The sequence below is a fragment of the Pedobacter sp. AC190 genome, assembly GCF_979258025.1.
In genome coordinates this window covers 603,253-628,071 of sequence record NZ_OZ409824.1, presented here as the reverse complement: position 1 = coordinate 628,071, position 24,819 = coordinate 603,253, and the positions used below count along the sequence as shown (strand labels likewise).

General features: G+C 35.2%; 20 protein-coding genes. 7 read left to right on the top strand and 13 right to left on the bottom strand.

Features of this window, described 5'->3' with window-relative positions; genetic code table 11:
• Positions 1–187 precede the first annotated feature (187 nt).
• The 4 genes from dnaK to ACZZZI_RS02770 all read right to left on the bottom strand — a co-directional run bounded on the left by dnaK (position 188) and on the right by ACZZZI_RS02770 (position 7,034).
• Positions 188–2,044, bottom strand: a complete 1,857-nt coding sequence (dnaK, locus tag ACZZZI_RS02785; RefSeq protein WP_316759202.1) for a molecular chaperone DnaK — start codon at positions 2,042–2,044, stop codon at positions 188–190.
• Between the two features lie 150 nt (positions 2,045–2,194).
• On the bottom strand, positions 2,195–5,173 hold the full coding sequence (secDF, locus tag ACZZZI_RS02780; protein ID WP_316759200.1) for a protein translocase subunit SecDF: 2,979 nt from the start codon (positions 5,171–5,173) through the stop codon (positions 2,195–2,197).
• 448 nt (positions 5,174–5,621) lie between these two features.
• Positions 5,622–6,110, bottom strand: a complete 489-nt coding sequence (locus ACZZZI_RS02775) for a dihydrofolate reductase (RefSeq protein ID WP_463491757.1) — start codon at positions 6,108–6,110, stop codon at positions 5,622–5,624.
• A 129-nt stretch (positions 6,111–6,239) separates the two neighbouring features.
• Positions 6,240–7,034, bottom strand: coding sequence for a thymidylate synthase (locus ACZZZI_RS02770; protein ID WP_109932413.1), 795 nt, complete (start codon positions 7,032–7,034; stop codon positions 6,240–6,242).
• A gap of 408 nt (positions 7,035–7,442) precedes the next feature.
• Between ACZZZI_RS02770 and ispE the strand changes: the two genes are divergently transcribed.
• The 5 genes from ispE (at position 7,443) to ACZZZI_RS02745 (ending at position 11,780) form a co-directional block, all read left to right on the top strand.
• Positions 7,443–8,246: a 4-(cytidine 5'-diphospho)-2-C-methyl-D-erythritol kinase gene (ispE, locus tag ACZZZI_RS02765; RefSeq protein WP_316759192.1), complete on the top strand. Its 804-nt coding sequence runs from the start codon at positions 7,443–7,445 to the stop codon at positions 8,244–8,246.
• A 106-nt stretch (positions 8,247–8,352) separates the two neighbouring features.
• Positions 8,353–8,775, top strand: coding sequence for an OsmC family protein (locus ACZZZI_RS02760; protein ID WP_316759190.1), 423 nt, complete (start codon positions 8,353–8,355; stop codon positions 8,773–8,775).
• 160 nt (positions 8,776–8,935) lie between these two features.
• On the top strand, positions 8,936–10,108 hold the full coding sequence (locus ACZZZI_RS02755) for an O-succinylhomoserine sulfhydrylase (RefSeq protein ID WP_463488527.1): 1,173 nt from the start codon (positions 8,936–8,938) through the stop codon (positions 10,106–10,108).
• 560 nt (positions 10,109–10,668) lie between these two features.
• On the top strand, positions 10,669–11,391 hold the full coding sequence (locus tag ACZZZI_RS02750; RefSeq protein ID WP_463488526.1) for a pirin family protein: 723 nt from the start codon (positions 10,669–10,671) through the stop codon (positions 11,389–11,391).
• A 92-nt stretch (positions 11,392–11,483) separates the two neighbouring features.
• Positions 11,484–11,780, top strand: a complete 297-nt coding sequence (locus ACZZZI_RS02745) for a hypothetical protein (RefSeq protein ID WP_463488525.1) — start codon at positions 11,484–11,486, stop codon at positions 11,778–11,780.
• A gap of 117 nt (positions 11,781–11,897) precedes the next feature.
• On the opposite strand, the gene ACZZZI_RS02740 is transcribed toward ACZZZI_RS02745, so the two are convergent.
• From ACZZZI_RS02740 to tgt, 6 genes are all read right to left on the bottom strand, one after another.
• The gene (locus ACZZZI_RS02740) at positions 11,898–12,224 is read right to left on the bottom strand and encodes a GxxExxY protein (protein WP_463488524.1); all 327 of its coding nucleotides are present in this window, start codon (positions 12,222–12,224) and stop codon (positions 11,898–11,900) included.
• Positions 12,225–12,436: 212 nt separating this feature from the next.
• A complete protein-coding gene (locus ACZZZI_RS02735) occupies positions 12,437–12,715 on the bottom strand; it encodes a lipopolysaccharide assembly protein LapA domain-containing protein (protein WP_344764689.1) in 279 nt (92 codons plus the stop codon).
• A gap of 3 nt (positions 12,716–12,718) precedes the next feature.
• Entirely contained in the window at positions 12,719–15,523 is a 2,805-nt protein-coding gene (locus ACZZZI_RS02730; protein WP_463488523.1) for a TolB-like translocation protein, read from the bottom strand.
• Between the two features lie 1,284 nt (positions 15,524–16,807).
• Positions 16,808–17,686, bottom strand: coding sequence for a DMT family transporter (locus ACZZZI_RS02725; RefSeq protein WP_463488522.1), 879 nt, complete (start codon positions 17,684–17,686; stop codon positions 16,808–16,810).
• A gap of 1 nt (position 17,687) precedes the next feature.
• Entirely contained in the window at positions 17,688–18,791 is a 1,104-nt protein-coding gene (locus tag ACZZZI_RS02720; protein WP_316759168.1) for an LptF/LptG family permease, read from the bottom strand.
• Position 18,792: 1 nt separating this feature from the next.
• A complete protein-coding gene (gene tgt, locus ACZZZI_RS02715; protein ID WP_344764682.1) occupies positions 18,793–19,923 on the bottom strand; it encodes a tRNA guanosine(34) transglycosylase Tgt in 1,131 nt (376 codons plus the stop codon).
• A 134-nt stretch (positions 19,924–20,057) separates the two neighbouring features.
• On the opposite strand from tgt, the gene ACZZZI_RS02710 reads away from it, so the two are divergent.
• Positions 20,058–21,185, top strand: a complete 1,128-nt coding sequence (locus ACZZZI_RS02710; RefSeq protein WP_463488521.1) for a glycosyltransferase — start codon at positions 20,058–20,060, stop codon at positions 21,183–21,185.
• A gap of 31 nt (positions 21,186–21,216) precedes the next feature.
• Complete coding sequence (rsmG, locus tag ACZZZI_RS02705) at positions 21,217–21,852, top strand: 16S rRNA (guanine(527)-N(7))-methyltransferase RsmG (protein WP_316759161.1); 636 nt, start codon at positions 21,217–21,219, stop codon at positions 21,850–21,852.
• Positions 21,853–21,870: 18 nt separating this feature from the next.
• On the opposite strand, the gene ACZZZI_RS02700 is transcribed toward rsmG, so the two are convergent.
• Genes ACZZZI_RS02700 through ACZZZI_RS02690 form a run of 3 tightly spaced genes read right to left on the bottom strand, consistent with a single transcriptional unit; the run spans position 21,871 to position 24,811 of the window.
• Positions 21,871–23,112: a M56 family metallopeptidase gene (locus tag ACZZZI_RS02700; protein WP_463488520.1), complete on the bottom strand. Its 1,242-nt coding sequence runs from the start codon at positions 23,110–23,112 to the stop codon at positions 21,871–21,873.
• A 44-nt stretch (positions 23,113–23,156) separates the two neighbouring features.
• Positions 23,157–24,440, bottom strand: coding sequence for a M56 family metallopeptidase (locus ACZZZI_RS02695; RefSeq protein WP_463488519.1), 1,284 nt, complete (start codon positions 24,438–24,440; stop codon positions 23,157–23,159).
• Positions 24,440–24,811, bottom strand: a complete 372-nt coding sequence (locus tag ACZZZI_RS02690) for a BlaI/MecI/CopY family transcriptional regulator (RefSeq protein WP_316759150.1) — start codon at positions 24,809–24,811, stop codon at positions 24,440–24,442. The genes ACZZZI_RS02695 and ACZZZI_RS02690 overlap by 1 nt, the downstream gene beginning before the upstream one ends.
• Positions 24,812–24,819: the final 8 nt, after the last annotated feature.

Here is a 24,819-nt window from a genome sequence, read left to right as displayed (position 1 = left end):
TTCTGTAGAGAAGGCAGAGTAAAATAATCTCAAGCATTATTTTGTGCGGTTTTTTTGGTCATCATTGTTAGGTACGAAGCAACTCTAATGCCTTGATTTTTGTTCCCCGCTATAGTCTTAGGATTGCTTCCTGCATCGCAATGAGGAAAAAAATTAATGAATCAGGCAATCAACTTCAACCCCAGATTTACTCGATTTTCTTTCCCTTCATTGCAGTAGAAATTGCTGCATCCATCACACGTTCTGCAAACGGACGCGTAAATTCATTCAGTTCGTCAGCCTTCTTTAAAATCGTATCTTTTTCTTGAGAAGCTAAAGCGGTTTTCAAGGCCTCAATATGAACTTTAGTTTCAGAGATTTCTTCAGCTGTTAAATGCTCCGAATGTTTTTCAATAAAACGTTCGGCAGTGTAAAGCAATTGCTCACCTTCGCTACGCGCCTCGATTAGCATACGTTGTTCTACATCGCTTTTAGCATGGGTAATGCTGTCGATTAACATTTTTTCAACCGTATCGTCGCTCAAACCATAACTTGGCGTAATCTCAATTTCTTGTTTTACACCAGAGCGTAATTCAATCGCCTGAACAGTTAAAATTCCATCTGCATTAAGCAAAAAGTTAATGTCAACTTTAGGCAACCCAGCTGGCATAGCTGGTATGCCTTTTAGGTCAAACTCAGCAAGCTTACGGTTTTCCTTAACCAAATCGCGTTCGCCCTGATAAACAGAAATTTTCATGTTTATCTGTCCATCAATCGAAGTGGTATATTGGCGACCAGCTTTCGTCGGAACTTTGCTGTTACGAGCGATAATCACATCCATTAAACCGCCCATGGTTTCAATGCCAAGAGAAAGTGGCGTAACATCAAGCAATAAAATGTCAGAACGATTTCCTGCTAGAACATCAGCCTGAATAGCTGCTCCAAGCGCCACAACCTCGTCAGGATTGATATTATCTTGTGGCTTTTTACCAAAGAAATTTTCTACTTGTTGCTTTACGAATGGTGTGCGGGTAGAGCCGCCAACCAAAATAACTTCATCAATATCTGAAGCCGTTAAATCCGCATCTTTTAAAGCGTTTTTACATGCAGTAATGGTTTCCTCAACCTTTGTGGAAATCAACTGCTCGAAAGTTTGTTTATCCAGCGTACACCAGATTTCACCAACTTTTTCATTATATAAATTTTGAGTAGATAATGCTTTTTTAGCGGCTTCAGCTTGCAAACGTAAGGTTTGCATTAAAATATTATCCTCTGCTAAAACCTTAATATCTAAATTGTTTTTCTCAATCCAATGATCTAAAATGGCTCTGTCGAAATCATCACCACCTAAATAAGTATTTCCATTAGTCGCCAAAACTTCGAAAATCCCATTTTGAATTTGAAGAATAGAAACATCAAAAGTTCCACCTCCTAAATCGTAAACGGCAATGGTTTTTTGTTGCGATGGGTCTAAACCAATCCCGTAAGCCAAACTTGCAGCTGTAGGTTCGTTCACAATACGCATAACATCTAAACCTGCAAGTTTACCTGCATCACGTGTGGCTTGTCGCTGGCTATCGTTAAAATAAGCTGGAACGGTTATTACAGCTCTGTTAACAGGTGTTTTCAAAGCATGTTCTGCTCTGGCTTTAAGCTCTTTTAAAATCTCAGCCGAGAGCTCAATCGGTGTATAAAAACGATTTCCAGCTTGGATTTTAACTAAGGCATCGGTATCGTCATCAATAATTTTATAAGAGAAAATATCTTTGTGGTCGGCAACATCTCTGTAAGAACGGCCTAACAATCTTTTAACAGAAAAGATTGTATTTGCAGGGTCGGTAGTTAAAAACTCTTTTGCTTCATTACCTACTATTGCATCGTTCTGATTATTGAAATATACTACAGATGGCACTAATAATCCCTTTCCAGCATCGTTTATCACCTGCGGATTTTTATCAGGATTGATGAAAGCAACCAAACTATTTGTGGTACCCAAATCGATTCCGACTATTATTTCTTCCTTTTGAAACGAACCTGTAGCAAGGTTAATTGATATTTTTGCCATAGGGCGAATTTACAGAGATTGTAGCAATGTTTTAAGTCTGAAATGTTTTAATGTTGTAAAGATTGGAGTGATTGTTAACATTTTTAGCCTAAACAAAAAAACGCCCCGATAAATATCGAGGCGTTTAATATATCTAAAGATTAAGAAATCTTATTTTCTTTTTTCAGCAGAGCTACCCAAATCGATTACGATAGGAGTAGAGATACATAATGATGAGTACGTACCAATGATACGACCGATTAACAATGCGAAGATAAATCCGCGGATGCTATCGCCACCGAAAATGAAGATTACCAATAACACGAAGAATACCGTTAATGAAGTTAAAATGGTACGACTTAATGTACTGTTCAACGCGAAGTTGATTAAGTTGTTACGCTCTTCACCGTGTAAATCGTCTTTACCAGCTTCTTTCAATTTCTCACGAATACGGTCGAATACAACAACTGTTTCTGTCATGGTGTAACCCATAACGGTTAAAATCGCTGCAATAAAATCCTGACCAATTTCTAATGAGAATGGTAAAACGCCATCTAAAATTGTGTAGAAAGACAATACCATTAAAACGTCATGCGCTAATGCAAGTACTGCTCCTAAACCATATTGCCATTTTTTGAATCGTACTACGATGTAGATAAACATGAATACACATGATACCAATACCGCGTAGAAAGCACCGTTAACAATATCGCTAGCAATAATCGGCGTTACTTTTTGCGAGCTTACAATTTCATATTTAGAACCTGCTAAACCTTTATTTAAAGCATCCTCAACAACTTTATCAGTTTTAGGATCTTGATCTTCAATATGGAAAGTAGTTGTAATTTTTACTTGACTATCGCTACCAGCGGTTTTAACTTCAGGCGTTTCATTATCAAAAACAACAGTCAGTTTAGATTTTAAATCTTCAGTATTAACTGTTTTATCGAAATGAACCAAATAAGTTCTACCACCTTTAAAGTCAACACCTAAGTTTAAACCACCATGTTTAAAATACATACCAATACCAGCAATAATAATTACTGTAGAGATGATGTAGTAAATTTTACGACGGCCAACAAAGTTGAAGGCTAAGTTTTTAAATGCGTTACGTGTAAATTGGTTATCGAAACTGATTTCCATTTTACGATCCAACATCGCTTCGAAAACAACTCTCGAAATAGCAACGGCAGCAAACAAAGAAGAAAGGATACCAATACATAATGTAGTTGCGAAACCTTGAACTGGTCCGCTACCAAATAAGTAAAGAATAGCACCTAAAATGAATACGGTAATGTTAGCATCTAAGATTGATGGCATTGCATGTTTGAAGCCTTCTCTAATTGCAGTAGGGATGTTTTTACCTAAAGCAAGTTCTTCACGTACACGTTCGAAAATTAGAATGTTCGCATCAACCGATAAACCAATTGTTAAAACGATACCAGCAATACCAGGCAATGTTAACACAGCACCTAATGATACCAAGATACCAATAATGAAGAATAAGTTAATTAATAACGCAAAGTTAGCAACCCAACCAGCACGGTGATAATATAGCGCCATGAAGATTAAGATTACAATAAATGCAATTATGAAAGAGATTAAACCATCGTGAATAGCTTGAGCACCTAAAGTAGGACCAACAATGAAGCTACCAGCGATACGAGCAGGAGCAGGTAATTTACCAGCTTTTAAGATGTTCGATAAATCTTTAGTATCTTCTTGTGTAAAGTTTCCAGAGATAGAAGAAACACCATTAGGAATTTCGTTTTGTACCGTTGGAGCGGAGTAAACCTGATTATCTAATACAATAGCAATAGATTTTAAATTATTTCTATCAGCAGATGCTTCAGCAGTAATTTTTTTCCATTTTGCAGCACCTTCGCTGGTCATGTACATGGTTACTTCTGGTTTACCTTTTTGGTCAAAATCGTTACGAGAATCACTTACTGCTTCGCCACCTAAATCTGGTTTACCATCAGCACTGGTAACTTTAATAGCGTAAAGTTCGAATACTTTAGAACCTTCCATTGGTTTAACGCTCCACATAAACTTCATAGTAGAAGGAATAGCTGCAGCAACCTCAGGCGTTTTAAAATATGAATTTACTTTTGCAGTATCTTTTTGTGCAACCCAACCAACAATTGGTCCTGGACGTAAAGCTGGTTGACCATTTTCTCCCTGATAAGTAGGAATACTTAAAATAGAGAATAAAGGATTTGATTTTGCAATTGCTGCTTTAGCAGCTGTCGAATCTTTTTTGCCTAAGCCAGCAAGTTTACCACCTTTAGTAGTATCTGCTGCAGTTTTCTCTAAACCAGCTAATTTACCACCTGCAGCAGGAGCTGTAGTAGTTTCTTTAGCAACAGCAGTAGTATCTTTTAAAGTAGATGCTAATGTTTTGTTAATGTTTTCAAGTAAAGAAACAACTTCTTGTACTTGGTACACTTGCCAGAATTGTAATTCTGCAGAACCTTGTAATAATTTAGAAACACGTTCTTTATCTTGTACACCTGGCATCTCGATTAAGATACGGTTACTACCAGGTTGTTTTTGCATATTCGGACTCACAACACCAAAACCATCAATACGAGAACGTAAGATTGTAAATGAACGATCGATAGCACTTTCAGCTTCTTTCGATAAGAAAGACTGAACTTCGCTATTACTTGCATTTGGTTTTAACTGTGAAGCATTATCTTGATTAGAAAAATAATCAGCAAGTTTTACACCTGGATTCAATTTTTCAAAATCATCAACAAATAATTTGATGTAATCTTTACCGCCTGCGTTTAATTGTGTTTGCGCATTTTGTAACGCTTTGTTAAAATTAGCATCAGTTGTGTTATCTGCTAACGATTTAACTAATTCCGCCAACGATATTTCCATCGTTACGTTCATTCCACCTTTTAAATCCAGACCAAGATTAATCTCTTTCGATTTTACGGCCTGATAAGTAAAGCCCAATAACGGGTAAACTTTTTCAGTACTCATCGAATCTAAGTAAGCCTTTTCCTTGGCTAAATCACCTTTCGCATAGTTTTTTGCGTCTTTTTCCACACTGGATGAGACCAAAGTGAAAGAAAGTGCATACGCACAAACGATAGCTAATACTATCGCTATAAACTTAATAAAACCTTTTCCTTGCATTGTTTGTTTAAAATAATTTGTCTTCGCTGTTTTTTTAACAAGTCGGCAAATCTAATTAAATTTTTAAATTATAGAACCCCTTAATTGATAATTTATTAAGATTAATTTTTAACGACGAATAATCGCCATACATTCGTTACACAGATCTTGTTTTGGATACGAAATTATGCTTTGATTTATTTGGAAAGCAATAACAGTAGCTTTTAGCTTTGGTTCGGTCCTGCTAACCGCTTTAGCTCCGATAGAAAAAATCGGAGGCTGCCGCTAATATCAGGTTTAGGTGGCACAAGAAGTAATTCTATTTTCGGCTAAAAGCATAACGCTTCCTTCCTTGTGAGGTATGATGGAATCCTGCAACAGTGGATGGAGTTTTTAAAAATTATAAACACGGGCCTTAATAGTTAATACATTAAGATTGCTTCGTACCTCGCAATGACGACTTTTCAGATTACTTTCGTTTTAAAACCTCAAAAGTATAATCGTACTTATTCTTTTCATCAGCTTTATGCGGATCACTACTCACAACTTCCCACACGCTTCTATCAATCTCAGGGAAAAACGTATCAGCATCAAAAGTATGGTGTATAGTAGTTAAATAAAGGGTATCAGTTTTTGGTAAAGCCTGTTGATAAATCTCTGCTCCGCCGACAATAAAAACAGGTTTCTCTTCTGCTTTAGTAATTTCTAATGCCTCATCTAAACTATTTACTACTTCAACTCCGTCGATTTTTAGTGATGAATCTCTGGTTATTACAATATTTCTACGGTTTGGCAAAGGCCTGCCAACAGAATCAAATGTCTTGCGACCCATCACTATAGTATGCCCCGAAGTGGTTTGCTTGAAAAACTTCAAATCTGCAGGCATGTGCCATAGAAGCTGGTTGTTTTTGCCAATGGCGAAGTTTTCGCCTACTGCAACGGCTATTGATAACCCCAACCCCTGAAGGGGCTTTTCATTGCCATTGTTTAACCCCTCAGTTTCTATAGAGGAACTTGAATTTGTCGTATTCATTTGATTTTGCTAATTTCCAATTTGCTTTCAGCTCCCCCTTTAGGGGCAGGAGGGTTATACCGCCACAACACCTTTAATATGCGGATGCGCCTCGTAATTCTCCAAAGTAAAATCCTCAAACTTGAAATCAAAGATGCTTTTCACATCAGGATTGATTTTCATGGTAGGCAATGGTTTTGGCTCGCGGCTTAACTGCAAATGTGCTTGCTCAATGTGGTTATTGTATAAATGCGCATCGCCTAAAGTATGTACGAAATCGCCAGCTTCTAAACCACATACTTGTGCAACCATCATTGTTAATAAAGCATAAGATGCAATATTAAAAGGAACACCTAAGAAGATATCTGCACTTCGTTGATATAATTGGCAACTTAATTTGCCATCGGCTACGTAAAACTGAAAGAACGCATGACAAGGCGGCAAAGCCATATTTTCTATCTCTGCAACGTTCCACGCTGAAACAATAATTCTACGCGAATCGGGATTGTTTTTTATGGTGTTAATAATGTTGGTAATCTGGTCGATGTGTTGTCCATCTGGAGTTGGCCAGCTTCTCCATTGTGAGCCATAAACTGGGCCAAGGTTTCCATCTTCATCAGCCCATTCATCCCAAATGCGAACGCCATTATCTTTTAAGTATTTAATATTGGTATCTCCAGTTAAAAACCAGATTAATTCGTGTATGATAGATTTTAAGTGCAGTTTCTTGGTGGTAACCATCGGAAAGCCCTCTTGTAAATTGAAACGCATTTGATAGCCGAAAACGCTGATGGTTCCAGTTCCTGTACGGTCGTGTTTTTGTGCACCGTTATCCAGCACATGCTGCATTAAATCTAAATATTGTTTCATAACCCTTAATCCCGAATAATCGGGACTTCCAAAATCTTAAATAAATAATTAATTGCAAATATCTAAAATTTATGATTTGTTGATGCTCCTTTTTATGCACACTAATAATTTACTAACATTGAAATGATTTGGGCTTTACGGTTTTTTAAAAACTTTAATAGTTGTATAAATTTTGGGTATAGCCCTGGGTGCAGCGATTACCCTGCAGCAAGGAGGTACGACGACGCGAAGCGTAAAAGCGAAACACAGGTACAAACTTAAAGTTGGTTTGCAGGTTTTGCGCTTCAATTTAGCTTGAGAATTGTTAAGAAACATAAATCACTAAAAACACTTTTGTATGTTTGTGATGTGTTGTAGCGATTGAAAGAAAATCTTAATCCTCGATACTTATTGCTAGATATTTAGAAAATGTTATCCTTTCCAAACGCAAAAATAAATTTAGGCTTAAATATTACAGAGAAGCGCAGCGATGGCTACCATAACCTCGAAACTGTTTTTTATCCGATCAATATTAAAGATTCAGTTGAAATTACCGATGCCGATTTTACCTCCTGCAAAATTCATGGCATCGATATTCCTGGAAATGCGAATGATAATTTGTGCGTAAAAGCTTATCAGCTGATTAAAAATGATTTCGATATTCCTGCACAGCAAATTAATTTGTTGAAAAATATTCCAGTAGGCGCAGGTTTGGGAGGAGGTTCGGCAGATTGTGCTTTCCTCATTAAATTGTTAAATGATAAATTCAGTTTAGATTTATCAATTATTCAGATGGAAGATTACGCCCGTCAGCTCGGTGCAGATTGTGCTTTTTTTATCGAGAATAAACCTGTTTATGCTTTTAATAAAGGCGATGAATTTGAAAAATGTGAAGTTGATTTGTCAGCCTGGTTTAAAGTTTTGGTAAAACCGCCCGTACATGTGAGCACGGCGGATGCTTATGCGTTGGTAAAACCTGAAAAGCCTTTGCAATCGTTAAAAGAAATCATACATTTGTCGCCAACAACATGGAAAAATAAGGTTATCAACGATTTCGAGCCATCGGTATTCGCGAAATATCCCCAAATTCATCAAATAAAAACCAGTTTATACGATGCAGGCGCTACATTCGCTTTAATGAGTGGTAGCGGTTCGTCGGTTTTTGCAATTTTTAACGCACCCGTTAAACTGCCTGAACTGGAAAAAGACAACTTAGTTTATTATAATATTTAAAAAGAGCTGAAAGGTTAAGGCAGAAAGCGCAAAGACTAAAGCTGAAAGTAGAAAGGTTTGAGCAAAATGTCTTGATACTTGATACTAAATACTTGAATACTAAAAAATGAATATAAATCTAATCCGCAAGAGCGGAAAATTTAATTTCGAGGCAGAAAACGAGAGCGGTTTTACTGTTGAATTAGATGCAAAAGCTGCTATTGGTGGCGAAGGCAAAGGTTTCAGACCAATGGAAATGTTATTGGTTGGCCTAGGTGGTTGTAGTGGAATTGACATGGTAAATGTGTTAACCAAACAAAAGGAACCGCTTGATGATATTAAAATTGCTATAAACGCTACCCGAAAAGATGAAGAAATGCCGCCGATTTTTGACGTAATTGAAATTCACTTCGAATTATATGGAGATTTAAGTACAGCAAAAGTAGAGCGTGCTCTGGCCATGACTTTCGATAAGTACTGCTCTGTGTCGAATATTTTAGGTCGCTCTGCAAAAATTAATTTTACATACACAATTAAAGGTGATAAGTAATACGTTTTAAGTTATGAGTATCACATGCGCTAAACTTAATTACTTTACCTACATTTTTATAATCTAACATACTCAACTAAGGTAATAAGTTGTGTTTAAGCTAAATTAACCCACCTTATTTTAACTTATTACTTAGAACCTAAAACTTACAACTTTATACATGAAATCCCAAAATTTTGAAACCATAGCGATCCGCACTCAAACCGAACGTAGTTCGCATAAAGAACATTCTGCACCAATTTACTTAACCTCGAGTTATAAGTTTGATGATGCCGAAGAAATGCGTGCTTTATTTGCGAATGAGAAAGAAGGAAATGTTTACAGTCGTTATTCAAATCCTAATACCTCAGAATTTATAGAAAAAATGTGCCTATTAGAAGGTGCTGAAGATGGTTTTGCAACCGCAACAGGCATGGCTGCAATTTTTACAACCTTTGGTGCATTTTTAAAAGCGGGCGACCATATCGTTTCCAGTCGTTCGGTTTTTGGTTCTACGCATCAGTTATTAACCAATGTTTTCTCTAAATGGGGCGTAACTTTCGATTATGCAGATTTAGATAAACCAGAAGACTGGGAGGCTTTGATTAAGCCGAATACGAAAATGATTTTTGTTGAAACGCCATCAAATCCTGGAATTGATATTATCGATTTAGCTTTTCTGGGCGATTTGGCCAAGAAACACGATCAGCTTTTGGTGGTTGATAACTGTTTCGCAACGCCGTATCTTCAACAGCCAATTAAATTAGGCGCACATATTTCTATTCACTCTGCAACTAAATATATTGATGGACAAGGTCGCGTTCTAGGTGGAATTATTTTAGGTACAAAAGAGCTTATAGCTGAAGTGGTAGGTTTCGCCCGTCATAGCGGACCAGCTTTGTCGCCTTTCAACGCCTGGATTTTATCTAAAAGCTTAGAAACATTAGCTGTGCGTATGGACCGCCATTGTGAAAGTGCTTTAAAAGTGGCCGAATATTTAGAGCAACATCCGAAAATTAAATTGGTTAAATATCCTTTTTTGCCATCGCACCCACAGTATGAAATTGCCAAAAAGCAAATGAAACAGGGCGGAGGTATCGTTACCATCGTGGTTGAAGGTGGTGTTGAAGGCGCCAGTAAATTTATGGATGGCTTGAAAATGTTCTCCATCTCTGCAAATCTTGCCGATACACGTTCTATTGCGACGCATCCAGCAACGAGTACGCATAGCAAATTAACAGAAGCAGAGCGTAATATTGTTGGTATTGAGCAAGGTTCTATTCGGTTATCCATCGGTTTGGAGCATATTAATGATATTTTAGCAGATATTGAGCAGGCGTTAGAAACCCCCTAGCCCCCTAAAGGAGGAATTACAGGCGAGGTGGAAAAGCAATATCAAAGAGCGATAGAAAGTTAATGTCCACCTTAGTCGATTTAGAGGGAAAGCAATTACAGTGGGGCATCGGTTTCGATAGCCCCGCTTTTTGTTTCAAGCTTTTTATTAACTTCTGTCATGCTGAGGCACGAAGCATCTGTTTCATCGGTTGCAGATACTTCGTTCCTCAGTATGACAGCGTATTCTCGGCTAGTACAAATTAAAAAGGCTTTCCGAACTAAAGGCCATCAGCAAACCTGAATATTTAAAAAAAATGGCGCACTTTGGAATTGATACTTCAAAAAAATAGCTAACAATAACTTATCCCAACCAAACAAAAAAAGCAAATTGGATGGCTTTTGATGTATTACGAGGACTCAACAGCGATGCTGTTATAGCAAAACAAAACTAAAATAGCATTTAAGCGCCGCAATCTTGTAATCCTAAAATCTAATTAAATCCTGGTATTACTTACCCTACATCAATGCACAGGTTTAAAACCTGTAGTAAATTTGTATCATAAACAAGAAAGGAAATTTATGTCACAGTTTATTTTGTACAAAGAAAACACCAGAGGCCATGCAAACCATGGTTGGTTAAACGCTCACCACTCATTCAGCTTTGCTAATTATTACAATCCTGAAAGAATGCATTTTGGAGTTTTACGCGTTTTAAATGATGACTTGATTGATGGTGGAATGGGATTTGGATCGCATCCACATGATAACATGGAAATTATTACCATCCCACTAGCTGGAGCCATTGCGCACAAAGATAGTATGGGGAATTCGGCAGTAATCAATGCTGGAGAAATTCAGGTAATGAGTGCAGGTACGGGCGTTAGCCACAGCGAATTTAATGCGCTAGAAGATGTTCAGTTAAACTTATTGCAAATTTGGTTGTTTCCGAATAAAAAGAATGTTGCACCACGTTACGATCAAAAAACTTTAGATGTTGCTGCTCGTCACAATAATTTTAAACAAATTTTATCGCCAAATGCCGACGATGATAATGTTTGGATTCATCAGGATGCCTGGTTCTCTTTAGGTAAATTCGATGCTGACTTTGAAACTGAATATAAAATCAAAAAAGCTGGAAATGGTGTTTATGCTTTTGTAATTAGCGGAGAAGTTACCATTAACGGACAGGTTTTAAACAAAAGAGATGCAATTGGTATTTGGGATACAGATAGCATCAGCTTTAAAGCAAATTCTGCAGATGCAGAGGTGCTGTTTATGGATGTTCCGATGGAATTGAATTAAATCAATTATTAATTGTCATACTGAGCTTGTCGATGTACTTACATTTCGACAAGCTCAATGTGACAATTCTATTTAAAACTATTTGATAATTTATGCAAACTACCATACTTTATATCGGCCGAGATACAGAAATTACTGTTGTGATGAACCGCTTGCTTAATGCCCGACCAGAATGGAAAGGTATTTGCGTTTGTACCGATGAGGAAGCGATATCTATTTTAAAAGCGCAAGACGTTGATTTGGTGCTTTTAGGAAATGGTATTAGTCCTGAATGTGAAAAAGCGCTTAGAAGCGATATAATTGCTTTAAAACCTCAAATCAAAATTATTCAGCACTACGGTGGTGGAAGTGGTTTGCTTTACGGCGAAATTATGACCGCTTTGGGCTAATTGTCTTTGACTAGGATTATTAAGATTAAAGGATTTTATTTTCTGATTCCATTAATCCTGATTTCTGTTTTCAGGATGCTTTGTGTTGTAGACTCTTTTAAAAGATAAACTTTTGCTTCAGAAGTTTATCAGTAAGCCAACTGGAAGATTGTAGGCTTCCAAATAATTTATTGCTTGATTTAAATGTATATCGTTCAATTCAGAAACAGCTTTCAACTCAAGCATAATAGTATCCTGAACAAAGAAATCTACTCTTCTTACACCGATTTGAATGTTATCGTAAAAGATTGTCATTTCCATTTCTCTGCGAAAACCTAAATTTTGTTTTTGCATTTCTATCGCAAGTGCTCTTTGATAAATTACTTCTTGAAAGCCCGAGCCTAAAGTTGCATGTACTTTCATAGCGCAGCCGATAATTTTTCCAGTTAAATCGCCATATTTCATTTTAGTAGAATTGAATTTTACTTTTTAGAAATAGGGATAAACTAATATCGATTAAATTTTTAATCCATTGCAATTCACTGCCAAATTATTTTTAAGCATAATATTTTGGAACTTTGCTGAAATTATTGATTAGTACTTTGGAATCTGGATTTGAGGACACTATTAATCCTAAAATCATTTAATCCTTAAAATCCTGGTAAACCTTTCTGCACCTAGGATATATAATCCCTGTCCTCGTCACTCAGCTCCTTTTTGTTTGAAATAGGTTGGTGCTTTTCAATTTCAGCATCATAGCTACTCACTGTTTTTCTTGGTCTTCCTACGATGAAACCGATAATAAAACCAATAATAATGCATATCCCGATTACCAGAAGTTTGGATACCGCAACAGTTGACACGAGGAAGTCGAAGTCGACAGGTTCGGTGTTTACCATCAAAAATATGGTTAATAGTGCCGTTAGGATGATGATGAAGATGGTTTTTCCGCTCATGGGTTAAAAGCTATAATTAAATGAAAACTCTAATATCGGATTTTGATTGTAAATTTTGTTAACAAAAACCAATCTCGCTCCCACATCAACAACAGGTTGATACCGCAAAATGTTTAAGCTACTGTTCAATTCTACGCCATAAGTTTTCGGTTGGCCAATATTTGTGTCTATGCCAATGTTCTCATAATGGCAAAACAAACCAGCTCGGAAGTTACGTACATAGGCCAGTGAGCTCAACTCCCAATCGGGAAAAGCAAATGGAAAACGATAATTTAGAAGCAAACTATTTTGCAGTTTAGTTCTTGCAAGAATATTGTTGTAGCCATAAACCGTTGAAATTTCTGTTGCATATTGATTTACGCCAGTAGCTTTTTGGTAATTGAAACTTGTAAGTAAGGAATGATTTTTTGCAAGGCCAGGAAAATATAAGAAACTTTCGAGCGCTATAATTTTACCGCCAAGATTTTTATCGAAAGGTTGATGGTTATAAGTTGCCCGAAAAATCTGAGCCCATTTTGGAGCAATATCTCTTTCTGTTGTACGAACACTATGATTAAACGTGGCGCCGTACTCCATCGGGAATTTAAGTGCAGTGATAAAATTGCTGGGCATATTCTCTGTCATGTAACGTTGCGTAAAACTGGTAGCCGCATTTAGCGAAAAAGAATAATTTTGATTTCTTGCGTTTACAGAGAAGGGAAGTGATGCATTAAGTTTAACAAAGTTCTCTCTCCAGTCTCCTTGTTGTATCACATTTTTAGCTCTGTAGAACGTCCGTTTTGGTCGGTTTCGATACGCAACACTAAAAACAGGGTAAAGCGCTTTATAACTAATATCTGCGGTGTACTCAAAGCGTTTTAAATCGCGATGGTATTTTGCACCCGAATAAAAATCCATGGTGTTTAATAAATTGTTCGATTGAAGTTCTAAGCCGAAAATATATTCGTTATCGATTACTGGAATTATACTGTGAAAACTAAAAAGATTTAGTCCATGACGAAACCGTTTAGATTGAAATACGCTATCTGGAATGTTATTGAAAACGTTGCCCACATTTTCTTGTTTTTCTGCGGCTGCGGTAAAATCTATAAATACATTTTTGCCTACAGGTTTTTCAGAGATTTTCTTCTCAGTGATTTCGTATCCGTTAATTTTGTAATTGTTAAAAATTATTTTTCCATCTTCAGTTTCTGTTGCATTAAAGGCTCCGTACCTCGATGCACTTAAGGCACTGATCTTCTTTGTTTGGATATTAATGCTGTAAATATTATCGATGCCATTGAAGTGTGCATTGAACACAATTTTGTCGCCAACAAAAATTGGTCTGCTTAATTGTTGTCTGCTGTTAGAAATGACTCGTGTATTTTTTTTGTCTTCCATTAAGCACAAACTTTTCCCACTTTCGCTTACGCTGATATAAGCAATTCTAATTCCTGTTTTATCAAAACTGGGTGTTTGCAAAATTTCATTTTTAGGGTTGGGATAAGTTTTTAAAATTTGGCCAGTTGAGGCATCAAGTTCAACAAGATTAAACTGGTTGTTAAGTTCTACTTTTGCAGCGATGATTCTCTTGCCATCTTCAGAAAGACTAGGGGAGAAGAGGCGGCTTTTGCTACTTAGTTTTTTGAATTTTTTTGTTTTTAAATTGTAGCTGCAAATTACACTATAGCTTCTCTGTTTGTATCTCGGATCATAGCGAATTTCATCCCAAACTAAGAGGTTGTTTTTTAGGCTAAACCAAGGCTGTTCCTGATAGCCTATTCCAAATAATTTTTGTTCAGATTTATCCTCATTTATCACTACAAAATATCGTGCATCTGTTTTACTTTCTTTAAGTGCTAAAATCTGATTTTTATTCAGTCGGGTTGGTAGAAAATAGTTAGTGGCTAATGAAGTTTTTTGATTAAGGCTTTCATACTCTTCAAAGGATAATTTCTCTTCCTGAGCTTTCCAGTTTTTATTTAACTTTTCCTGAGTTGATAAGAAATATTTTTTTGTGTTTTCTCTAGTAAATTTTTTCAAACTCTGCGAAAACGGATAAAGTCTGATTGGCCTTTTTCTAATGTCGGCAAGTAAGCTATCAGAAATGAATTGGCCGTATTTTTCTTTCATATCGGCAACCATTAAAAATCCAGTTTGATAGTAGCCAGGAGTTACGTCTTTGTTCGAGCCAAAATATGCTTTGCTGTAAGAAATTTTTTTGCCACCCAAAAGTGAGGTCCGAAAAGGCATAATCCATTTTGGTTGTCTTCCTCGTCCTGATTCGGTTAAGGCGGTTTCGTTTACGACTGCATCTCCTTCAAAAAACCAGATCGGTAGGCCAGCTCCGAAGTAAGCGAAATAAACCAGCTCGGGGAAAGGGCGTGCTTGTGTTCCTGTCAATTTGTCAAACTGTGCAATGTGTCTTAACTCATGAATAGCAAGGTTGTTTAACCAATCCTGACTGTCGAAATATTGTGGGGGAGTTGTATAGAATTCCGACTTCTTGGGGCCTAACTGAACAAAGCCATTTACTATGGTTCCCTGGTTTTGCAACAACAGCGGAATGGATGCTTTTTGCTGTCTTAAACTTAGTCCTATTTTGGGATAGATATAGGGTAGGGTATTGGCCATTCTTTGTGCTTCTTTTTCCAGTTCTTTTGGGTAGATGATTTTAAAGCCTCCCGATTGAATGTAGTTCCATTTTACACTAAGTGGGTTTTGTGCAGTGCTGAAAACTTGCCCAAAAACTGATGATGAAATAAAGCTTAATGTAAATACGTGTAAGTATCTGAAAAATAGTTTATTGTTATGTTTTATTGTGTTCATCTAAAATGTTTGCTAAAATACTTAGTTTTTTATTTTTTAAAAGATTCTATTTTTGTAAATTTTAACTTTATTTATAAATATTTAATTTATTGTTTTTCAATTTGTTATGTATTTTATATGAATTGCGATATTTTATTTTAATGTAGTTTAAATAGTGTGGTAATTGTTGCTTTTACATCAAAATACAGTATTTTTTTAATCCATTAATTTATGCCCTTAATTTACACTTATTAATCGATTTTCCTTAAATTTTTTCACTCCGTTTGTGAGTTTAGGTTACGGAAATTGGAAATCAGAATTTATTTTTTAGCCTTAAAATATTGAGCTTTTAATCGAATTTTTCAACTTAATTAAGCTGACTTTATTAGGGATTATCATTTAAAAAAAATGAAGATAAAGGCTTGTAAAGATGACTGGTTTCGCAAATTTTTTTGTTGAAAATTGATGATTTTTCGTCGCATCAACTGATGTATTTTTCCTTTTTTTATTCAGCTATTCTCATAGTTTTAGCTTAAAAAATTTGGAGTAGAATAATTATATCTGACTAAATGGCGTTAATTTAATCGGGCCTCGATAGAGTTACTGCTCAATGGATAATCATGATATTTGGTTAAAATGAATGTGACCCGTAGGTATTTTGCTTTGTTTTTTAGGCCAGATATTTTGATGGTTTCGACTTTCAAAAGCCTTTTTTCCTCTTACAATCCAGCCTCTTTTTGATACTGTTAAGAGTCTGTATGTTTGATAAAATGTATATAAAATACCAAATATTAGTCTCAAAATATGCTCGTTTCAGCCTCTTTAATTGAATTTCTCTGCAATATTCGCTTTCTAATAGGTGATTTGTTGACTTTATAGCTAAAATCCATTTTTGTTATTAATTTGCTGATTATTAGTGTTTTGTGGTTGTGTTTTTGAGGTTAAGACTTTCAGTTTGAAATTAACTCACCTGTTGTTACAACCACCTATTTGTTGCAATTTTATCAGCTTTATGAGTAGTAATTTGAACTAATTATTGGTTCGAATTAAGGAAAATAAATCGCTTAAAGGGCGAACTAAATACTCCGTTTTAATCGGGATATCTCAATTTCTAATTAATTTGGTTAGCTTTAAAACCGAGCTTTTTAGGGTCGTAATGTTTGTAAGCATATTACAAAATTGGTGTGTTGGAGGTGTTTAGAATTGTTCCATAAACCGAAGTTTTTTCTATTACATTCAATGGTAAATATCTTGCCTTTTGGCTAATAGATTAATCCGTTAAAATGTGTTTGAGCTTATCGAAAACTAAAGATTGTTCTTCCTGTTTTTATAGATAGGGTAAAGGAAAACAGAAGCCAAAATTACAATGGCACCGATGTAAAAACCGCCAGTCATTTGCTCTTTATTTTTGAAGAAAATAAAGGCCAGGATAATGCCGTAAACTGGTTCTAAATTGGTTACGAGTGCAACTCGAAATGCAGATAAAGTTCGCATAACAGAAACACCTGCAACGTAGGCAACTGACGTACAAAGCGTGCCTAAAATGGCGATATAAAACCAGTCTTTTGTGTTAAGATTGAAATGAGTATTTAATAATGAACCATCATATAAACGATACAAGGTTATCCAAAATAAACCTCCAACGAGTTCGTAAAATCCGATAATTGAAGGTTCGCTTTTTTGAACAAATGTAGAGTTTATTGTAGAGAATAAACTGGAAGCAACTGCGGCTAAAAGGCCAAAAATTATTCCTAAAGTGTATTGACTTTCAAATTTGAAAATCATGTATATACCAACAATAATTAACAATCCAACTAAAATATCGCCCATGTGAATAGGCTGTTTTTTAATTAAAGGTTCTAAAATTGCAGTAAATAAAGTGAAGGATGAAAGGCAAACTAGGGTTACAGAAACGGTAGAAACTTTGATAGCGTGGAAGAAAAAAATCCAGTGGATAGCCACGATTCCGCCAGTTAAAAAAAACTGTATAAACTGTTTTTTTGTGATTTTTATATTCTTTTTGGTTAATAAAAACCAGACAAAAAGTGTTGATGTAGCAATTAAAACTCGGTACCAAACCATAGGTACTGCATCAATAGAAATTACTTTTCCAAGTACGCCAGTAAAGCCCCAAATAAAAACAGTAAGATGAAGAATAAGGAGGTTTTTTTTGTTGGCTTCCATGTTATTTTGGTGCACGTTTGAGTAGGTACAAACCTAACAAACCGAATACAATTGTTGGGGATAAAACTGCTATAAAAGGAGGTAAGCCGCCTTTGGTAGAAAACATTTGAGTGAATTGATTAAATACAATATAAGCGAAGCTTAAGAAGATGCCAATACCAAGCGAAACGCCAACGCCACCACGTACTTTTCGTGATGATAATGCGACACCGATAAGGGTTAACACAAAGGCTGATAATGGTTGGATATAGCGTTTATATTGCTCAAACATTAAGTCGTTCATTATGCCTGTTCCGCGGGTTCTTTCTTTACGGATTTTCTCGGCCAATTCAGGGGTAGAAAGGTTTTGAACTACGTTATCATATGCCGAAAAATCATCAGGACGCATATCCAAGATTGTATCTTTTAGCTTTCCATTTCCATAAATCATGCTCTCTTTTAAACCATCAATTTTTCTAATAGAGTAATTGCTTAACTGCCATTTTCGCTTAGTAGAATCCCATTTTATATTATCAGCAACTATCTTTTTTACCAATACATCGCCATTAAAATTATCTAAGGAAAAACGATAGCCGTAATTAGTTTTGTTATCAAAACTTTGAATATATATGTAAGTTTTATCATCCAGTTTCATGTGGATGTTTGATTTCGTAGAAGGGTCGTTTCTTTTAACGTAGGTATTTTCGAAGGTATTTTTTAGCGTATTTGTATAAGGCAGTATATACAAATTCGACGCTAGATTTGCCGAAAATATAATACTTGCCGATATAAAATAAGGAAACAAGAATCGGTTAAAACTAACGCCACCACTTAAAATAGGCACAATTTCAGTTTGGTCGGCCATTTTTGCCGTAAAAAATATTACCGCAATAAAGTTAATAAGGGGCGAGAGCATATTTATATAAAAAGGAATAGAGCCAGCGTAGTATTTAGTTAATACGCCCCAAAAGCTCAATCCGCTTTTTAAAAAATCATCAAGTTTTTCAGATAGATCGAATACAACAATTATAATTACGAAAATAGCGAGTGTATATACAAATGTACCCAGATATTTGCCAATAATATAGCGGTCGATAATTTTTATGTTGCCCTTTATTAAATTCATTTTATAGCTTATTGCCCAATACTTTAACCATTTGGTTTTTCCATTCGTAAAACTCTCCGCTGATTATTTTTTCCCGAGCTTCTTTAACTAACCAAAGATAAAAGTGCAGGTTATGCAAGGTAGCAATTTGTGCGCCAAGCATTTCTTTGCTATGTACTAAATGTCGTAAATAAGCCTTGCTGGTTACTAAATCGACATGTAAATCGCTATCAGCTTCTATTGGAGAAAAATCTTGCTCCCATTTTTTATTTCTAATATTTATAATACCGTTTTTAGTAAACAACATGCCGTTTCTGGCATTTCTGGTAGGCATAACGCAATCAAACATATCAACACCAAGTGCAATGTTTTCGAGCAAGTTAATCGGCGTACCAACACCCATTAAGTAACGAGGTTTATCGTATGGTAATATATCGCAAACAACTTCAGTCATTGCATACATTTCTTCGGCAGGTTCTCCCACCGATAATCCACCGATTGCATTACCCGCTCTTCCCATGCTTGCAATAAATTCTGCTGATTTTATTCTTAAATCTTTATAAACAGAACCTTGTACAATAGGGAATAAAGTTTGATCAAAACCATATTTTGGTTGTGTATTATCAAAATGAATACAGCAACGTTTTAACCAACGGTGCGTCATTTTAACGGATTCAGCAGCATATGTGTAATCGCACGGATAAGGTGTACACTCATCAAAAGCCATTATAATATCTGCACCTATTGTACGCTGAATATCCATTGCATACTCTGGTGTAAAAAGGTGCTTAGAACCATCAATATGCGAACGAAATGTTACGCCCTCTTCTTTTATTTTTCGTACTTTACTTAAAGAATAAACCTGATAACCACCACTATCAGTTAAAATTGGGCGATCCCAACCTATAAATTTATGCAGGCCACCAGCTTTTTCTAAAGTGTCTAATCCTGGTCTAAGGTATAAATGATAGGTATTGCCTAAAATAATCTGCGCATCAATATCCTGTTTTAATTCGCGTTGATGAACAGCCTTAACCGTTCCAGCAGTACCCACAGGCATAAAAATTGGTGTTTGTATTTCGCCATGGGCTGTTGTAACTGTGCCCGCTCTGGCTTTAGAAAGCGGATCGTTAGCCTTTAAAGTAAATTTCATATGGTGTTTTTCTCGTCACAAAAATCTGCCAAAAATAAGAAAATAAGAGGGTATATTTTTGTTTAATTTTTTATCAAAATAAAAGCGTATTACAGATTAAAAATGAGAAATTTGCGCTTGTTTATTTTAACGTTGTGATATTATCCATACCCGAAATTTCTTTACTTTCTATTTTAGTTCTTTGTCTTTTTGTACAGCTCTATTATGTGCTTTTTGTGCACTTAAAATTAGCTCAGGTCCGTGTTGAAGAAATACCTGAAACGGCAAAAGAGCCAGTAAGTGTAATTATTTGTGCACGAAATGAGATTACAAATCTTGAAAGATATTTGCCAAGCATTTTAAATCAAAATTATCCTGATTTTCAGGTTGTTGTTGTTAATGATCGCTCTTGGGATGGTACTGAAGAATTTTTAGAGCAATTAGAAAAGCAATACTCAAAACTAAAAGTTGTTAAAATTTTAGATAACGATAAATTCATTGCAGGTAAAAAGTTTGCCGTAACTATGGGAATAAAAGCTGCAAAACACGATTGGCTGGTTTTTACTGATGCTGATTGTATACCTGAAAGCGATAACTGGCTGTTGGGTATGCATCAGCCTACCGACGAAAATGTTGAAATTGTTTTGGGCTACTCTCCATATTTAAAAAGAAGAAGCCTGCTAAATGCACTTATTCGTTTCGAAACATTTTTTACTGCCGTAAACTATCTTTCTTTTGCCCTAAAAGGGATGCCGTACATGGGTGTTGGTAGAAATATGGCTTACAAGAAATCACTATTTTTCAAAAATAAAGGTTTTGCAGCTCATATGCACATCCCTTCGGGCGATGATGATTTATTTGTAAATGCGCATGCAAATAAACATAACACACAAATTAGGATCAATAAAGAAAGCCAGGTTTGGAGCGAACCAAATCAAACCTGGAGTGGCTATTTAAAACAGAAAAAGCGCCATTTTGGAGCAGGTAAATTTTACAAGTCAGAACACAAATTTATTTTAAGTCTGCAAATTATTGCTCAGTTTATGTTTTATGCTGCCTTTGCAGCTTGTATGTTTTTTAGTCTCGAAACGAGATATATTGCTGCAGGAATTCTTGGATTTAGTATCCTCATCAGATGCCTGATTTACCCGAAATTATTAAACCGTTTAAATTATAGAGATTTACGTTGGTGGTTCCCGATATTAGATATACTTTTGTTCTTCTTTTTAACTTTAAATGGATTTTTATCCATGTTCGGCAAAAAGAAAGTTAGTTGGAAATAAAATTAAACAGCCATTTTAAGGCTCCACCATTATGCTTGAAGTTAAACCAGACCTAATTCTTAAATATTTTAATAACTTAACTGATAAACAAATTGCACAGTTTTCGCAACTTTTTGATTTATACAGTTATTGGAATGCCCAAATCAACGTAATTTCAAGAAAAGATATCGAAGAATTGTATGAACGTCATGTACTCCATTCAATTGGAATTGCAAAGGTTTGTACTTTCAAAGCTGGCGAAAGTGTGCTCGATGTGGGTACTGGTGGTGGCTTTCCAGGTATTCCTTTAGCTATTTTATTTCCTGAAACTCAGTTTCACCTAGTAGATTCTATTGGGAAAAAAATTAAGGTTGTTAAAGAAGTTGCCTCTGCTTTAGGTTTAGATAATGTTAAAGCCGATCATTTAAGGGCAGAACAACTTAAGGATAAGTACAATTTCGTCGTTTCCAGAGCGGTTACTCGCCTAGGTGAATTCTATCCTTGGATTCAGGGAAAGTTTAAAAAGGAATCTTTAAATGCAATTCCAAATGGAATTTTATATTTAAAGGGAGGCGATTTAGCCGAAGAAATTAAAGAATCGAAACTGAAAGCAGAATTATATCCGCTTTCAGCTTATTTTGAAGAAGATTTCTTTGAAACTAAATATGTGGTTTATGTGCCGCAGTAAGTCTAGTCGATATTCTAATTAATCAATTGGTTTTCCAGGAGGCGGTGGAGAAGGGACATTTAGAATTTTTATGTTTTTTCCGACAGCTTCAACTGCCCCAAATTCAGCCTTTTTGCCGTATTTTTTCATTCCATTCTCCGAATCTAAATCTATAAAATAATCTGCATTTTCAACACCACCAATACTTCCAGATTCAATCGATTTACCATTTACAATAAAGAGTTTTTTTGATACTGGCATACCCTTTTTTAGTAAGTCATTATATCTAAACGTTAAAGTAAATTTTGTGCCTTCATCTAGAATCGTTAATCCTTCAATTATACTATTAGCTTTTATGGTGTCTTGTTTTACCAATGCATGTGAATATAAATCCAATACACCATAGTCTTTTGTAAACGCCATGGTTGATAAGGCTAGTACCCCGCCAATTAGAGGTAAAAGAATTAGCATTTTGAGCCTTGCCCAGTTACCCGATTTTTTTTGATTTAGCATTGTAATTCTTTTTTTTAAAATAGATGAACTAAATATTTGGTTAGTAAGTTTAAAATTTTGAAAGCCAACAGAATTTTGAATAAGAAACATCGCATAGGGATATCGTTCGATTTCTGCCTTAGTGGTTTCTTCGTCAGCCAAGTATTCATGTATTAGTTTTACATCCTTTTTAAGGAAATGTAGAGTGGGGTTAAACCAATTTACAATTTGTAAAATCTCAAAAAATAAAACATCGAAACTGTGTTTCTGATTAATGTGCGCTAACTCATGTTTAATAATGGTATGTCTGTCAGGTAAATGAGGGTCTAAAAAGATTATATTAAAGAAAGAAAATGCCATCTTTGAATTTTTCAATTCAATTAATTCAACTCCGTTTTCCAGGGTTATTGATGGCTGATTTTTTATTTTAACAATGTTTTTGATCGTTAAAATCATTTTTATAAGTAATGAAAAAGCAACTAAAATATATATTGCAAACACAATATGATCAGCCGTTAGAAAATCTTGCTTTACCTCCTGCAAAGGTAAAATATCAGAATATTGAGGTTCAGATGCACTTGGTTGAACAATTAAATCGTTCAGGATCAGAATTGGTTTTTTTAAAAACCCTAATTGGATGAATGGAAAAAATAAAGCTAAAACTGAGCTTGTAATTAAATAGAACCTATTTAATTTAAAGAAAGTGTCTTTTTGCAGGGTTATCTTATAAAATCCATAAAATAATACGAGGTACAAATTAGCCTCAAGTAAATAATATAGCCAGCTCATAATTTTAGATTTAGTTTTTAAATTTTTCTAGGTTCTAATGAATTTTACCTAGTTCCTGGTATTGGATCTCCGTAAATTACATCGTCTGTACCAGCTTGCTTTTTAGGTGCAGATTCAATTGGCGGTGGTGATGGGGCTAATTTTATACCTTTTACTTTTTTTATAACTGGTTCTTCTATAGTAATTGTGGTTCCCGATATCACATCACTTTTGCTAACTTTTTTCTTTGGCGCTGGCTCAATTGGCGGTGGAGGTGGAGCGATTTTTTTTAGTCTCAGTTTAGTTGGTTCTTTTGGTGGCGGAGGTGGAGCTATTGGCTCAACAGGTGGTGGAGGTGGCACCTGTTTTATACCTTTTACCTTCGATTTTTGGCCTGGTGCTGGTGGAGCAGGTAAAATTGTAATCTCTTTAACTTTTTTCTTTTTCAGGCTATCTTGCGGACTAGCAGCGTATTTGTGAATATTTTTCGGATACAAATCAACAACTCCATAATCTTTAGTAAATGCCATTGTAGAAGTACAAAGCATAAGTCCTGTAGCTGGTAATACAAGTAACAATTTGAGCCTGGCCCATTTTGCCGATTTTTTCTGATTTAACATGTTTATTCTTCTTTTTAGAATTGATGAATTAAATATTTGATTAGTAAATTTTATTGACTGGTCACCGTAAGAATTTTGTATTAAAAAAATAGCATATTCATATTTTTCTATCCCATTTTTAGTTGTTTCTTCATCGGCTAAATACTCATGCAAAAGTTTAATGTCGCTTTTTAAGAAATGAACGATCGGATTGAACCAGCTTAAGCTTCCTATTATTTCAAAAAACAACACATCTAAACTATGTTTTTGCTTTATATGAGCCATTTCGTGATTTAAAATAGTATTTCTTCGAGGTAACTGAGGATCGATAAACAAGAAGTTGAAAAAAGAAAATGCCGTTTTGGTATTAGATAATTCGATTACAGTTACGCCATTTTCAATTCTTCTTCCTGATTTCTTTAATAAGTGAATGATATATCTTAAACCCCATATCATTTTTGAAAGAAAAAACATAGCCGTTAATGTGTAAATGAATAACAATATGTTTTCAACTGTAAATAATGATTTATCTATTTGAATCTGCTGATAAATAACCTGTTCATTTTGAATAATGTCTTTATTTAAAAAGCCCAGTTTTAAGAACGGAATTAAAAAAGCTATAAGTGAGCTTAATATCAGATAATATCTGTTCAGTACATAAAAAGTTTCCTTATGCAAGAACAATCTGTAAAAGCCGTAGAATATGGAGAGGTATAGATTAGCTTCGAGTAAATAATATAACCAGTTCATTATTTATCTTTTTTAAGTTTTTCTGCAAGCTGGATGATTTCGTTAAGCTCATCATTGCTCATGATTTTATCTTTTACAAGAAAGGAGACTAAACTCTCGTAAGAATTTTCAAAGTAATTGTTCATTACTTTTTCTAACGCAAAACGCTTATAATCAGCTTCTTTAATAATAGGAAAATAGATGTACGTATTACCGATTGCTTTATGATCTACAAAACCTTTGCCCTCTAAAACCCTAATTACCGTTGATACCGTATTATAAGCAGGCTTTGGTTCATTCATCTTTTCGATTACATCCTTTACCAATGCTTCTTCCATTTCCCAAAGGATAAGCATAATCTGTTCTTCTGCTTTTGTGAGTTCTTTTATCATAGTAACTA